Below are 14507 nucleotides of genomic sequence, written 5' to 3'. Positions count from 1 at the left end.
CGCTACAGGGACTCGGCTGCGGGGCCGTTCTGACCCTGCAGCTCGGCGGTGATCTCCGCGACCACCTGGTCCCGCCGGATGTCCCGGCTGGTGCCGCTGCGGCGGTCCTTGAGCTCGAGCAGGCCGTCGGCCAGCCCCCGCCCCACCACGAGCACCGTGGGCACACCGAGCAGCTCGGCGTCCCGGAACTTCACGCCCGGGGAGACCTTGGGACGGTCGTCGAAGAGCACGCTGATGCCCGCGGCCTCGAGGTGCGCCACGATCTCCTCGGCGGCCTCCAGCACCTCCGGACCCTTGCCCGTGGCCACCACGTGGAGGTCCGCGGGGCTGAGATCGCGCGGCCACAGCAGGCCGTTGTCGTCGTGGTAGAACTCCGCCACGGCCGCGAGCGCCCGGGTGACCCCGATGCCGTAGGAGCCCATGGTCACGGTGACCAGCTTGCCGTTGCTGTCCAGCACCTTGAGGCCGAGTGCCTCCGCGTACTTGCGGCCGAGCTGGAACACGTGGCCCATCTCCATGCCACGGGCGATCTCCAGCGGCCCGGAGCCGTCCGGTGCGGGATCGCCGTCGCGGACCGTGCAGGCCTCCAGAGTTCCGTCCCACGTGAAGTCGCGCTCCGCCACGAGGTCGTACACGTGGGACTCCGCGACGTTCGCGCCCGTGATCCAACGCGTGCCGGGCACCACCCGGGGATCCACGAAGTAGGGGATGCGGGTCAGGGACTCGGCGCCGAGCAGCGGCTCGTCCCGGGTCAGTCCCGGACCGATGTAGCCCTTGACCAGTTCGGGGACGGCCCGCAGCTCGTCCTCCGTGGCGGCCGCGACCTCCAGCTCACCACCCTCGCCGAGGGCCTCGCCGATGCCGGCCTCCACCCGCTTGAGGTCGATGTCCCGGTCCCCGGGAATGCCCACGGCCACGAGCTGTCTGCGTCCCTCCGGCAGGGAGACGGAGAGCACCACGTTCTTGAGGGTGTCCGCCGCGGTCCAGGGCTCGCCCTCGCGGGGGTGCAGCTCGTTGGACCGGGCCACGAGGGTCTCGATCGTGGGGCTGTCCGGAGTGCGGTGCACCTGTGCGGGCGGTGCGTCCGCGTAGTCCACGGACTCCGGGACCACGGTGGTCACGGCCTCCACGTTCGCGGCGTACCCGCCGGCGGAGCGGACGAAGGTGTCCTCGCCGACCGCCGAGGGGTGCATGAACTCCTCGGAGCGCGATCCACCCATGGCACCGGAGGTGGCGGAGACCGCCACCACGGGCAGCCCGAGCCGCTCGAAGATCCGCACGTAGGCCGCCCGGTGCTTGGCGTAGGACTCGTCCAGCCCGGCGTCGTCCACGTCGAAGGAGTAGGAGTCCTTCATGATGAACTCGCGCCCGCGCAGCAGACCGGCGCGGGGACGGGCCTCGTCACGGTACTTGGTCTGGATCTGGTAGAGCATCGCGGGCAGGTCCTTGTAGGACGAGTACATGTCCTTGACCAGCAGCGTGAACATCTCCTCGTGCGTGGGCGCCAGGAGGTAGTCCGCGCCCTTGCGGTCCTGCAGCCGGAAGAGGTTCTCGCCGTACTCGGTCCAGCGGTTGGTGGCCTCGTACGGCTCACGCGGCAGCAGCGCCGGGAAGTGGACCTCCTGGGCGCCGATCGCGTCCATCTCCTCGCGGACGATCTTCTCGACCCTGCGCAGCACGGCCAGGCCCAGGGGCAGCCACGTGTAGATGCCGGGGGCGGCGCGGCGGATGTAGCCGGCGCGCACGAGCAGCTTGTGGCTGTCGACGTCGGCGTCCACCGGATCTTCACGCAGGGTGCGCAGGAACAGGGAACTGAGGCGAAGCGGCACGAATAGGTCCTAACCGCCCGTGACCGGGCCGATCGAAGCTGCTGATGTCTGCGGCGAGTCTATCGCTGTGGCGCGTCCCGGGGGTCAGCCCCACCGTGCTCACAGGAGCACGGTGGCGAAATCCCCGTGACGGTGGAACCCCACACGGCGGTAGGTGGCCAGCGCGGGGGCGTTGTAGTCGTTGACGTAGAGGCTCACGGTTGGGGCCTGCCGCCGGGCCATGGCCACGGTCGCGGCCATGCAGGGGACGGCGAGGCCCTTGCCCCGGTGCTCGGGGGCCACCCACACCCCCTGGATCTGGCACACCCCGCCGTGCAGAGAGCCGATGTCGGCCTTGAACACCACGTCCCCGCGGTGGTCGGCGAGCACCGCGGTGCGACCGTCGCGCAGCAGGGACCGGATCCGCTCCCGGTAGCCGTGGGCGCCACTGCCCAGGGGCGAGTAGCCGACCTCCTCGGTGAACATGGCGGCCGCCGCGGGGAGCACCCGCTCGAGGTCCGCCTCGCTCCCCCAGTGCACGGAACTCGCGGGGCCGGCGAGCAGGCGGGGGTCGGGGTCTCGGTCCATGACCAGCAGGGGCTGCACTGGACGCACGTCGAACGGCGCGGGCCACGAGTCCCGCAGCCGCTCCCACAGTCCGAGCACCGGCTCTGCCGGGCCGAAGAACGAGGCGAAGCGGGGCCCGCCCCGGGCCAGGGCGTCCGCCACGAGGTCCGTTCCCCGCTCGTCCAGCACCACGGGGACCACGTTGGTCCCGGCCCAGCACGCACCCACGAGTTCCCCCGAGGGTGCGGCCACCCCGTACACCGGCGGGCGGCGGGCCCCGGAGGCACGAACCCGCTGCACGTGCGACGCCACGAACACGGAGGCCACCGGGTCCTGCGCGAGAAGCCGGTCCAGTGCCGCGGGGTCCACGGCGGCGGGTGCGAGCGCCCGCGCGCCCCGACGCCGGATCACCCGGCGGTCACGACCGGGGAGCCCTCCACGGGCTGGCCGTTCTCGTCCAGCTCCATGCTCTCGGCCATCTCGTTGGCCTGGGCCAGCAGGGTCTCCACGATCTGGTCCTCGGGAACGGTCTTGACGACCTCGCCCTTGACGAAGATCTGGCCCTTGCCGTTGCCCGAGGCCACCCCGAGGTCCGCCTCGCGGGCCTCGCCCGGCCCGTTCACCACGCAGCCCATCACGGCCACGCGCAACGGCACGGTGAGGTGCGCGAGCCCCTCGTTGACCTCCTCCGCGAGCTTGTACACGTCCACCTGCGCACGCCCGCAGGACGGGCACGAGACGATCTCCAGCTTGCGCGGGCGCAGTCCGAGGGACTGCAGGATCTGGTTGCCCACCTTGACCTCCTCCACGGGAGGGGCGGACAGGGACACGCGGATGGTGTCCCCGATGCCCTGGGACAGCAGGATGCCGAACGCGGTGGCGGACTTCACGGTGCCCTGCAGCGCAGGCCCGGCCTCCGTGACACCGAGGTGCAGCGGCCAGTCCCCGCGCTCCGCGAGCAGCTGGTAGGCCCGCACCATGGTGACGGGGTCGTTGTGCTTCACGGAGATCTTGAAGTCGTGGAAGTCGTGCTGCTCGAAGAGGGATGCCTCCCACACGGCGGACTCCATGAGCGCCTCGGGGGTGGCCTTGCCGTACTTCTCCAGCAGCCGCTTGTCCAGGGAGCCCGCGTTCACGCCGATCCGGATGGACACCCCGGCGGCCTCCGCGGCGCGGGAGATGCCCTCGATCTGGTCGTCGAACTTGCGGATGTTGCCCGGGTTCACGCGGACACCGGCGCACCCGGCGTCAATCGCGGCGTAGACGTACTTGGGCTGGAAGTGGATGTCCGCGATCACCGGAATCGGGGACTTCTTCGCGATGATCGGCAGGGCGTCGGCGTCGTCCTGGGACGGGCACGCCACGCGCACGATGTCGCAGCCCGCGGCGTTGAGCTCCGCGATCTGCTGCAGCGTGGCGTTGATGTTGGTGGTGGGGGTGGTGGTCATCGACTGCACGCTGATGGGCGACTCCGAGCCCACTCCCACGGATCCCACCCGGATCTGACGGGTTGTGCGCCGCGGGGACAGAACGGGCTGGGGCGCTGCGGGCATGCCGAGATTGACCGACGTCACGTGTTTCCTCCAGGGGAATCGACCTGCGGGGCCCGAGTCGCGCGCCCCGCGAACGTTGCTCCCCCCATTGTGCCCCACTCCTCCGACGTGGCTGACGCCCGCCGGTCGTCGGCATAACGACGCCGCCCCCGGCCACGCGCGTGCGTGGCCGGGGGCGGCGTCGAGCCCGGGACGGAAAGTCACCGGCGCATGATCTTGCGTGCGAGCCAGTTGCCGAAGAACTGCACGAGCTGGACCAGGATGATGATCACGATCACCGCGGCCCACGTGACCTGGTCGTTGAAGCGCTGGTAGCCCAGGCGCAGGGCGAAGTCGCCCAGACCGCCGGCACCGATCGCCCCCGCCATCGCGGACATGTCCGTGATGCCGATGACCAGGAAGGTGTAGCCCAGCACCAGGGGGCCGAGCGCCTCGGGGAGCACCACCGTGGTGATGATCTTCCACCGCGAGACCCCCATGGACCGGGCGGCCTCCACGACCCCCGGGTCCACGGTCATGAGGTTCTGCTCCACGATCCGCGCCACGGCGAACGTGGCGCCGATGGTCATGGCGAAGATCGCGGCGTTGGGCCCCAGCCGGGTGCCCACCACCGCCTCCGTGACCTGCCCCAGTGCCGCGAGCAGGATGATGAACGGGATGGGTCGCACGAAGTTCACCAGCAGGTTCAGCACGGTGAACACCGCGCTGTTCGCCAGGATGTTGCCCCGGCGTGTCACGTAGAGCCCCACGCCCACCGCGAGGCCCAGGAGCCCCGCGAGGACCAGGGTCACCGAGACCATGTAGAGCGTCTGCCCGGTTGCCTGCAGCAACTGCGGGCCGAGAGTGGACCAGTCCATTACTCGGACACCTCCTGGACCGTGGTGACCGCGCGCAGGGCCTCGATGGCCCGTGACACGGCGTCGTCGGGCCCGTCGAGGGACAGCGTGAGCGTCCCGAACGTGTGTGACTGCAGGATGGAGATCCCGCCGAACGCGATCTCGAAGGCCACGCCGTCCCGCGCGGCGTCGGAGAGCACCGAGCCGATCCTGTTGCGGTCGGTGACGTCCACGAGCACGAGCCGGCCCGGGTGCTCCGCCCGGAGCTTGGCGAGCTCGTCCTCCTGCGGCACGGTGCGCATCACGGAGGACACGAACTTGCGGGTGGTCTCCGCCCTCGGGTGCGCGAAGAGCTCCGCGGTGGTCCCGGTCTCCACGACCCGCCCGGAGTCCATGACCGCCACACGGTCGGCGACGGCGCGCACCACGTCCATCTCGTGGGTGATCAGCACGATCGTGATCCCCAGCTCACGGTTGACGCGTCGCAGCAGGCTCAGGACCTCCTGCGTGGTCTCCGGGTCCAGTGCGGACGTGGACTCGTCCGCGAGCAGCAGCTCGGGGTTGGTGGCGAGCGCTCGCGCGATGCCCACCCGCTGCTTCTGGCCGCCCGAGAGCTGCTCGGGGTAGTTGCCAGCGCGCTCGGTGAGCCCCACGAACTCGAGCAGCTCTGCCACCCGCGCCCTGCGGTCCTCCGGCTTCCACCCGGCCCGTTTGAGCGGGAACTCGATGTTGCCGGCCACGGTGCGGGACGTGAACAGGTTGAACTGCTGGAAGATCATCCCGATGTCCCGGCGGATCGGGGCCAGCTGGGTCTCGCTGCGGCCGTCCACCTGGCGGCCGGCCACCTGCAGGCTGCCGGACGTGATGGGTTCCAGGCCGTTGATGAGGCGCACCAGCGTGGACTTGCCGGCACCCGAGTAGCCGATGACGGCGAAGATCTCCCCGCGCCGGATGTCCAGGTCCACGGAGTCCACGGCGGTGACCGTGCGCGTGCGGCGCTTGGAGCCGGTCACGAAGACCTTGCTGACGTCCCGGAAGCTGACCAGTGTCTGCGCCTCGGGCGCCGGGCTCACTTGCTCTGCCCCTTGAGGTCCTCGGAGTAGCGGGACAGCAGGTCCTTGAGCTCCTGCTGGTCCACCTCGGTGGGCACCGCGGTGCCCTTGGTCTCCTGCTTCTCGGCCTCCAGCACCTTGTCGTCGTAGTAGAAACCCGCAACCTTCTTGAGGGTCTCGTTCTCCGCATTGGCCTGCGTGGCGGCGAAGATGTTGTCGTACACCTTGGCGCTGTCCGCGGTGGGGTCGTCCTGGGCCAGTGCCTTGTTCGGGTCCAGCCCGGCGCGGTCCAGGAAGTCGTTGTTCACCACGGAGGCGGCCACGGAATCCATGGACAGCACGGTCTGCTCCGCGGAGACGGGGCGGACCTTCACCTTGGACTTCTCGGTGTCCACGTCCTGCTCGGTGGGGGCGATCGTGTCCTTGGTGAAGGTCACCAGGCCCTGCTGCTCCAGCAGGCTCAGCGCCCGGGAGAGGTTGATGGAGTCGTTGGGAACGGCGATCTCGTCCCCGTCCTTGAAGTCGGCCACGGACTTCACGGACTTGGAGTACAGCCCCAGCGGGAAGATGGACGTGGAGCCCACGGGGGTGATCGTGTCACCCGAGTTGTTGTTGTAGTCCGCCAGGTAGGCGATGTGCTGGAACCAGTTCATGTCGATGTCCCCGCTCTTCAGGGCGGGATTCGGCTGGCTGTAGTCGCTGAAGTCCACGAACTCCACGGTGACGTCGTTCTGCGCCGCCACCTCCTTGAACGCATCCTGGACGGGGGTGGCGCCCACGATGCCGATGGTGATCTTGCCGTCGGCCATGGGATCGGTGTTCTCGGGGCCGCCGCACGCGGTGAGGGTCAGGCCCAGGGTGGTGGCCAGTACAACGGGGATCAGGCGCTTGCTTCGCACGGTGATGCCTTTCCAGGGTCGGGATACGGATGCGCGGAGCAAACAGTCCCACCTGGATGAGGGCAATGATCAGACACGTGCCATTCGAGGAAAACCGCACTTGCCGTGATCTGTTCGAACCGCGGCCGGATGGTCATCTGGGGCACCCCGCTACGGGAGAGGGTTGCCGTCCGGCCAGCCAGAGCTTCGCGCCGGATCTCGTCATCCGCCCAGAACTGTAGCACGGTGCTCGCAGGTTCCCGTACCGCCGGACGACGCCGCCCGGTCCGCCCCCGTCCGCACGGCGTCATCGCGTGCCACGGCGCACCCCGGGGCCGCGCCTGGCTCCCTCCCCCCCCTCGAGCGCCCCCCCGGGCATGGCGACGCCCGCAGTGGGAGTTCGGACTGGCAGACCGGTTCAGCGACCTCCCGCGATCCGTTCGTCCGCGCGCGCCCTGGCCCACGTCTCCGCCTCGAGCACGTCCTCCAGGCGGGGTTCGCGCACGCCGTCGTGCTCGTCGACCACGCGCGAGACCAGCTCGACGATCTGCAGGAATCCGAGCTCCCCGCGGTGGAACGCGTGCACCGCCTGCTCGTTCGCGGCGTTGAACACCGCGGGCCACGTGCCGCCGAGCCCCCCGGCGTGCTTGATCAGCTCCACGGCGGGGAAGGCCTCGGCGTCCAGCGGCTCGAAGGTCCACTCGGCGGCGCGCGTCCAGTCGCACGCGGCGGCCGCACCCGTGACCCGGTGGGGCCACGCGATGCCCAGCGCGATCGGCAGCCGCATGTCCGGCGGCGAGGCCTGCGCGAGAGTGGAGCCGTCCGTGAACTGGACCATGGAGTGCACCACGGACTGGGGGTGGACCGTCACGTCGATCCGCTCGAGCGGGACGTCGAAGAGCAGGCTGGCCTCGAGCACCTCGAGGGCCTTGTTGACCAGGGTCGCGGAATTCGTGGTGACCATGGGGCCCATGTCCCAGGTGGGGTGCCGCAGGGCCTGCTCGGGGCTCACGTGGGCCAGCTGCTCCCGGGTCATGCCGCGAAACGGTCCCCCGGACGCCGTGAGCACCAGACGGTCCACCTCCCCGGCCGTCCCGGAGCGCAGCGCCTGGGCGATCGCGGAGTGCTCGGAGTCCACGGGGATCAGCGCATCCGTGAGACCCGTGGCCGCGGCGGCCGCCGTGACCAGCGGACCGCCCGCGATCAACGACTCCTTGTTGGCGAGCGCCACCCGGCGCCCGACCTCCAGGGCCGCCAGCGTGGGCTCCAGACCGATGCTTCCGGTGATGCCGTTGAGGACCACGTCCGCGCCCTCCCACGCGGCCACCTGTGCGGCGGCTCGGGGGCCGTGGAGGATCTCGGGCCGCGGCGCCGGGGAGCGTGCCGCCCGGGCGGCGTCGTCGATCAGCTCACCCAGCCGGGCGGCGTCCTGCGCGGACCCGCTGGTGGCGACGGCCGCCACGCTGAAGTCCACCGCCTGCTGCGCGAGGAGCTCGAGGTGGCCCGCACCCGCGGCGAGGGCGAGGACCTCGAAGGGCGGGTGGGTGGCTCCGCTCTCCGGACGGGCCAGGCGGGCGGCGGCTCCGACCACCTCGAGCGCCTGCGTGCCGATGGACCCCGTGGAGCCGAGAACCACCAGACGGCGGGGAGCCTCACGGGTGGCGCGGTCGAGGTCGGGAGTCATGGCTGCGGAGGTCATGGCACCAGTATGACGCGCCCGTCCGACCAGGCCTTCCCCGCCCAGGGTTCTGGCACGCCCGAGATCCGCCCTAGCCACCGGGGGTTGTCGTCACGGCCCTGGACAGACGGCAAGGGCGCCACCCGAGGGTGACGCCCTTGCCCAATGGTCCTCTCGGACCCGTGCGTGTCAGCGGCGACGGCCGACGACGAAGCCGTAGATCAGCAGCACGATGATCGCGCCCACGATGGACGTGATGATGGTGCCGAAGCTGATGCCGTCGATGCCGTTGCTCAGACCCGGGATGAACGACCCGAGCCAGCCGCCCAGCAGGGCGCCCACGATGCCGAGGATCATGGTGACGATGATCCCGCCACCCTGCTTGCCCGGCAGGATCAGCTTGGCGAGAGCGCCAGCGATGATGCCGAGGATGATCCAGCTGAAAATGCCCATTTCTCCACCTCAAGTTTTCGTTGCAAACGCGTGCGGTTGCCCGCAGTCGCTCTGGTCAGCGAACCGTCGCTCAGTGTACTACCAGTTTGGGGGTCTATGGGCTCCGGTGCACCGCGGCGGCCCCTGAAAACCGGGGCCGTCGCGGTGGAGTCAGTGCGAGACGGCCTTCTCGGCGCCCACACCTGTGAGGGAACGCACTTCCATCTCGGACTGCTTGAGGGGATCCTCACGGCGCCGCTCGGTCACCGATCCCAGGAAGCCCAGCAGGAACGAGGCTGGGATGGAGATGATGCCCGGGTTGGACAGCGGGTAGATGGCGAAGTCCGCACCGGGGATCATGGAGGTCTCCGAGCCGGACATCACCGGCGAGAAGACGATCAGCACCACGGAGAGGATCAGCCCGCCGTACATGGACCACACGGCCCCGCGGGTGGTGAAGCGCTTCCAGTACAGGGAGTACAGGATGGTCGGGAGGTTGGCGGAGGCCGCAACCGCGAAGGCCAGAGCCACGAGGAATGCCACGTTCTGCCCCTGGGCGCCGATGCCGCCGGCGATGGAGATCAGGCCGATGACCACCACGGTGGTCTTGGCCACGCGCAGCTCCTGGCGCGGGTCCGAGTTCCCCTTCTTGATCACGGAGGTGTAGATGTCGTGCGCGAAGGACGCCGACGCCGTGATGGCCAGTCCCGCGACCACGGCCAGGATGGTGGCGAACGCGACCGCCGCGATCAGACCCATGAGCACCGATCCACCGAGCTCGTAGGCCAGCAGGGGTGCGGCGGAGTTCACTCCCCCGGGTGCGCTCTTGATCCGGTCCGCTCCGATGAGGGCGGAGGCGCCGAAGCCGAGCACCAGGGTGAAGAGGTAGAACATGCCGATCAGGGTGATGGCCCACACCACGGACTTGCGGGCCTCCTTGGCCGTGGGGACCGTGTAGAAGCGCATGAGCACGTGGGGCAGCCCCGCCGCGCCGAGCACGAGCGCGAGTCCGAGGGAGATGAAGTCCAGCTTGGAGATCTCGCTCACTCCGTACTTCAGTCCGGGCTCGAGCATCGCGGGGTTGTTGTTGGTCTCCACCGCGGCACCCATGATGGCGGAGAGGTTGAAGCCGAACATCGCGAGGATCCACACCGTCATGACGGCCACGCCGGTCACGAGCAGACACGCCTTGATGATCTGCACCCAGGTGGTGCCCTTCATTCCACCCACAAGCACATAGACGATCATGATGACGCCCACGATCACGATCACCAGTGACTGGCCAGCCTTGGAGCTGATGCCCAGCAGGAGGGACACGAGCGCACCCGCGCCCGCCATCTGCGCCAGAAGGTAGAAGAAGGTGACCGCCAGCGTAGAAATGGAGGCCGCCACACGGACCGGGCGCTGGCGCAGCCGGAACGAGAGGACGTCCGCCATGGTGAACTTGCCCGTGTTGCGCAGCGGCTCCGCGATGAGCAGCAGCGCCACGAGCCACGCGACGAAGAAACCGATCGAGTAGAGGAACCCGTCGTAGCCCTGCAGGGCGATGGCCCCCACGATGCCCAGGAACGACGCCGCGGAGAGGTAGTCACCGGCAATGGCCAGCCCGTTCTGCGTTCCGGAGAAGGAGCGTCCGCCGGCGTAGTAGTCGGCCGCCGTGGCGGTGGACTTGGACGCCCGGATCACCACCACCAGCGTGACGAGCACGAAGCCCAGGAAGATCGAGATGTTGATCGCGGGGTTGCCCACGGTCGCGGAGCTCTCCTGCGCGAGGTGCACCGCAGGCAGGGACATGGCGGGAACGGCGATCATGGCCGGACCTCCTGGTCGGTCTCGGTCTGCTTGTCGAGGGATGCCTCGAGCTCCTCGCGCAGCGCCGTGGCCTGCGGGTCGAGGGTGCGGTTGGCGAACGCGACGTACGCCGCGGTGATGCCGAACGTGGTGACGAACTGCAGCAGCCCGAGGACGAGCCCCAGGTTGATGTTGCCCGCCACCGGGGTGGACATGAAGCCGGGAGCGTAGATGGCCAGCACCACGTAGAGCAGGTACCAGACCAGGAACGCCACGGCCATGGGGAACACGAAGGACCGGTGGGTCTTGCGCAGGCGCTGGAACTGCTCCGAGCGCTGCACCGCGGGGAAGTCGATGACGAAGGCTGCCGGGGAGCCGTTCGGGTCGACCGAGGACGTGGATGCCATGAGTGCCTCCTAGTGTGATGAGCACCACACTAGGAGTTGTGTATCCAAAGACACAAGAGGTGGCGGAAAACTGCTGCAACAATCCTTGAAATTACGGGCGATTCACTGGCAGTCCATGCAGATCGTCCGACACTGTGTATACAGAATCGCCGGTCAGGCGCCCCTGCCGCGCACCGCGAGCACGAACTCCACCGCGCGGTCCAGGAAGGCGTCCACCTGCTGCTCCTCGTAGCACCGCTGGCCCTGGGCCGGGCGGAACACCGCGTGGCGCAGGAGCTCGGGAGAGACGTCCTCACCGCTGCGCAGCTCCGCCACCAGGCGGTCGCACAGGACGTCCACCTCTGCCGCGGAGTACCCCTGGGTGCGGTGCTTGCGGGGGCGGCGGAAGCGTTCGGAGTGGGGCCGGTTGAGCCGTCCCAGCAGCAGCCCGCCCAGCCACTCCACGTGCTCGTTCCACCGCTGCTCGCCGTGCTCCTCGATGAACACGGTGCGCTCGCGCTCGAACAGCTCGTCCTCCAGCACGTCCAGGTGCGCGTCCACGGCCGCGGGGTCGTAGCCGCCGCGGGCGCGGTCGAAGACCCGCTCGCGCAGCTGCCGACTGCCCATGCGCCGGTCCCCCACCGCGTGGGAGCCCGTGGCCGAGTCGGTGCCCTCGCCGGCGGGGGTGCGGGCGGCGGAATCCACCCGCACGGAGGTGGGCACGGGCTCGGAGGCCGCGGGCGGCGTCGTGGTGGCGCGCAGGGCGTCGAGGCGGTCCAGGAGGTCGTCCACCTGGGCGGTGTCGTAGCCCCACAGCCGGTCGCCGCAGCGGGGGAAACGGTCCTGAGATGTCATGCGAGCCCTTTCGAGAACGAGATCGGGACCGGTCACGCGCGGTGACCGGCCCCGGCAGCGGTGCCCCGGCGTGGCGTCAGGCCAGGGCGCTGAACAGTTCGAAGATGACGTAGCCGGTGATCACCGCGAACAGGATCGAGTCGATCCGGTCCATCACACCGCCGTGGCCCGGCAGCAGGGTCCCCATGTCCTTGATCCCGATCTCGCGCTTGATCATGGACTCGGAGAAGTCCCCCACCGTGGAGACTGCCACGATGGCCACGGCCAGCACCGCACCCTGCCACCACGGCATCTCCAGCAGGAACTCGGCGCACAGCACACCCACCACCACGGCGCCGCCCACGGAGCCGGCGAAACCCTCCCAGGACTTCTTGGGCGAGATCCTGGGAGCCATGGGGTGCTTGCCCCACACCACCCCCACCGCGTAGCCGAAGGTGTCGGAGCTGATGGCCAGGAGAATGACCGTGAGCACCTTCCGGGAGCCGTCCGGCGAGTGGTAGAGCAGCACCGCGGTGCTCAGCAGGAAGGACGCCCACACCAGGGCGAACACGGATCCCATGATCGAGAGCATCATGCCGTGCCGCGGCCCGAAGGCGCGCCACACCACCACGAGCGTCACCGCGAGCACGAGCGCCATGGACAGTGCCTCGCCGCCTCCGAAGAACGCGGCCAGGGGCATGAGCACCGCGGCGATGACGGCGGGGACCTTGGGGATCTGCACACCCTTGTAGGTCAGGGACCGTGCAACCTCCCACACCCCGATGCCCGACGCGGCCCCGGCCAGCAGGGCCAGCACCAGCGGAACGTAGAACAGGCCGGTGAGCAGCGTGGCGATCAGCACCACCGCCACGGTCACGGCCGCGGGGAGGTTGCGTCCCGCACGGGACGGTGCCCTGTGCTCGGAGCTGCGGTGGAAGGGGCGCGCGAGGACCTGCCGCAGGGAGCCGGTGGCCAGCGGGTCCCGGTCGCGCTGCGGCACGCCCTGCCCCGCGGGCGCCGTGGGCGCGGTCGCGGGGTGCGAGGTGGGCGCGGAGTCGGAGTCTGGCGAGGCCATCAGGCGCCGAGCAGTTCGGCTTCCTTGTTCTTGAGCAGCTCGTCCACCTGGTCGATGTGCTTCTTGGTGGCGGCGTCGAGATCCTTCTCCCCGCGCTTGCCGTCGTCCTCGCCCACGTCCCCGTCCTTGACGAACTTCTCGATGGACTCCTTGGCGTGGCGGCGGATGTTGCGCACCGACACCCGGGCCTCCTCGGCCTTGGCGTGGACGATCTTCACGTACTCCTTGCGGCGCTCCTCGGTGAGCTCGGGCATGACCACGCGGATCACGTTGCCGTCGTTCGCGGGGTTGGCGCCGATGTCCGAGTCCCGCAGGGCCTTCTCGATGTCGTTGAGCGCGCTGCGGTCGTAGGGCGTGATGAGCAGCGTGCGGGCCTCGGGCGTCTGGAAGGACGCGAGCTGCTGCAGCGGGGTGGGCGTGCCGTAGTACTCCACGAGCAGGCTCGAGAACAGGGCCGGGTTCGCACGGCCGGTGCGCACCGTGGAGAAGTCGGTCTTCGCCGCGTCCACCGCCTTGCCCATCTTGGTGGTGGCCTCCGAGAGGACGTCTGAAATCACGGGTGGTTCTCCTTATGCAACGGCCGCGGTCGTCTGGCACCGGCGGCAACGGAACGTGGTCTCCACTCTAACGGTCGCGCCCGGGTGGTCGCGCCCGGGCTCTCACGCCACGGGACGGTCCGGCCCCGTCAGGCGGTGACGAGGGTGCCGATCTCCTCGCCCAGCACCGCACGGGTCACGTTGCCCGCGCCCTCCATGCCGAACACGCGCATGGTCACGTGGTTGTCCCGGCACAGGGCGAACGCGGTCTGGTCCATCACGCGGATGTCCCTCGCGAGGGCCTCGTCGTAGGTCAGGCTCGCCAGGCGCTGCGCGTCCGGGTCCTTGCGGGGATCCGCGGTGTAGACGCCGTCCACGCCGTTCTTGGCCATCAGCACCTCGGTGGCGTGCACCTCCAGCGCGCGCTGGGCGGCCACGGTGTCCGTGGAGAAGTAGGGCAGTCCGGCACCCGCACCGAAGATGACCACGCGGTCCTTCTCCATGTGTCGGATGGCCCGGCGCGGAATGTAGGTCTCCGCGACCTGCTCCATCTTGATCGCGGACTGCACGCGCGTGTCCACCCCGCACTGCTCCAGGAAGTCCTGCAGCGCCAGGCAGTTCATCACGGTGCCCAGCATGCCCATGTAGTCCGCCCGCGAGCGGTCCATCCCGGCCTGGGAGAGCTCGGCGCCGCGGAAGAAGTTGCCGCCGCCCACCACGATGGAGGTCTCCACCTGGCCCACGGTCGCGGCGATCTGCTCGGCGATCTGGCGCACCACGGTGGTGTCCACGCCAACGCTGCCACCGCCGAAGACCTCGCCCGAGAGCTTCAGCAGGACCCTGCGGCGCGCCGGCTCGGCGCGGCGGGAGTCGCGGCTCATGCGGATCGCCTCGTCCTGGGGCTCGGATTCGTTGGTGGTGGGCATGGATCCTCCCGGGGGCGATGAGTCGTCAGGGCAGTGGTCGAGCTGGTCGTCGGACCCGTCCGCAGGGCGTGTCCCCGCCCTCGGGCGGCACAGCGGACACATCGCGTCCGTCACGGGCTCGGCAGACCGCCCTCCAGCATACAGAAACGGCGGGG

14 protein-coding genes and 1 riboswitch are annotated in these 14507 nt (G+C 69.7%); all 14 genes read right to left on the bottom strand.

Going from position 1 to position 14507, the window contains the following annotated elements; genetic code table 11:
* Positions 1 to 2: 2 nt before the first annotated feature.
* A complete protein-coding gene (locus tag HMPREF2833_RS01280) occupies positions 3 to 1829 on the bottom strand; it encodes a proline--tRNA ligase (RefSeq protein WP_019310880.1) in 1827 nt (608 codons plus the stop codon).
* Positions 1830 to 1928: 99 nt separating this feature from the next.
* Positions 1929 to 2786, bottom strand: coding sequence for a GNAT family N-acetyltransferase (locus tag HMPREF2833_RS01275; RefSeq protein WP_019310879.1), 858 nt, complete (start codon positions 2784 to 2786; stop codon positions 1929 to 1931).
* A complete protein-coding gene (gene ispG / locus HMPREF2833_RS01270) occupies positions 2783 to 3949 on the bottom strand; it encodes a flavodoxin-dependent (E)-4-hydroxy-3-methylbut-2-enyl-diphosphate synthase (protein ID WP_019310878.1) in 1167 nt (388 codons plus the stop codon). Before ispG ends, HMPREF2833_RS01275 begins: the two co-directional genes overlap by 4 nt.
* Before the next feature lie 179 nt (positions 3950 to 4128).
* On the bottom strand, positions 4129 to 4785 hold the full coding sequence (locus HMPREF2833_RS01265; protein WP_019310877.1) for a methionine ABC transporter permease: 657 nt from the start codon (positions 4783 to 4785) through the stop codon (positions 4129 to 4131).
* Complete coding sequence (locus HMPREF2833_RS01260; RefSeq protein ID WP_019310876.1) at positions 4785 to 5837, bottom strand: methionine ABC transporter ATP-binding protein; 1053 nt, start codon at positions 5835 to 5837, stop codon at positions 4785 to 4787. Before HMPREF2833_RS01260 ends, HMPREF2833_RS01265 begins: the two co-directional genes overlap by 1 nt.
* Positions 5834 to 6715, bottom strand: coding sequence for a MetQ/NlpA family ABC transporter substrate-binding protein (locus tag HMPREF2833_RS01255; protein WP_019310875.1), 882 nt, complete (start codon positions 6713 to 6715; stop codon positions 5834 to 5836). Before HMPREF2833_RS01255 ends, HMPREF2833_RS01260 begins: the two co-directional genes overlap by 4 nt.
* A 91-nt stretch (positions 6716 to 6806) precedes the next feature.
* A riboswitch (SAM riboswitch) is annotated at positions 6807 to 6921 on the bottom strand.
* A 191-nt stretch (positions 6922 to 7112) separates the two neighbouring features.
* Positions 7113 to 8393, bottom strand: a complete 1281-nt coding sequence (gene dxr / locus HMPREF2833_RS01250) for a 1-deoxy-D-xylulose-5-phosphate reductoisomerase (protein WP_083310888.1) — start codon at positions 8391 to 8393, stop codon at positions 7113 to 7115.
* Between the two features lie 168 nt (positions 8394 to 8561).
* Positions 8562 to 8825: a GlsB/YeaQ/YmgE family stress response membrane protein gene (locus HMPREF2833_RS01245; RefSeq protein WP_047978649.1), complete on the bottom strand. Its 264-nt coding sequence runs from the start codon at positions 8823 to 8825 to the stop codon at positions 8562 to 8564.
* Between the two features lie 150 nt (positions 8826 to 8975).
* A complete protein-coding gene (locus tag HMPREF2833_RS01240) occupies positions 8976 to 10616 on the bottom strand; it encodes a solute symporter family protein (protein ID WP_070636361.1) in 1641 nt (546 codons plus the stop codon).
* Positions 10613 to 11002: a DUF485 domain-containing protein gene (locus tag HMPREF2833_RS01235; RefSeq protein ID WP_070636360.1), complete on the bottom strand. Its 390-nt coding sequence runs from the start codon at positions 11000 to 11002 to the stop codon at positions 10613 to 10615. The genes HMPREF2833_RS01240 and HMPREF2833_RS01235 overlap by 4 nt, the downstream gene beginning before the upstream one ends.
* 153 nt (positions 11003 to 11155) lie before the next feature.
* A complete protein-coding gene (locus tag HMPREF2833_RS01230; protein ID WP_070636358.1) occupies positions 11156 to 11836 on the bottom strand; it encodes a DivIVA domain-containing protein in 681 nt (226 codons plus the stop codon).
* A 76-nt stretch (positions 11837 to 11912) separates the two neighbouring features.
* Entirely contained in the window at positions 11913 to 12890 is a 978-nt protein-coding gene (locus HMPREF2833_RS01225) for a phosphatidate cytidylyltransferase (protein WP_039102327.1), read from the bottom strand.
* Positions 12890 to 13447: a ribosome recycling factor gene (gene frr / locus HMPREF2833_RS01220; protein ID WP_019310869.1), complete on the bottom strand. Its 558-nt coding sequence runs from the start codon at positions 13445 to 13447 to the stop codon at positions 12890 to 12892. Before frr ends, HMPREF2833_RS01225 begins: the two co-directional genes overlap by 1 nt.
* Before the next feature lie 128 nt (positions 13448 to 13575).
* Positions 13576 to 14307 (bottom strand): UMP kinase, encoded by a 732-nt coding sequence (pyrH, locus tag HMPREF2833_RS01215; RefSeq protein WP_029603509.1) that lies wholly within the window; start codon positions 14305 to 14307, stop codon positions 13576 to 13578.
* Positions 14308 to 14507: the final 200 nt, after the last annotated feature.

This window comes from Kocuria sp. HMSC066H03, assembly GCF_001812045.1.
In the GTDB taxonomy this organism is placed as follows: domain Bacteria; phylum Actinomycetota; class Actinomycetes; order Actinomycetales; family Micrococcaceae; genus Kocuria; species Kocuria rhizophila.
The sequence above is the reverse complement of the archived record's forward strand: the minus strand, read 5'-3'. Positions and strand labels throughout refer to the sequence as shown.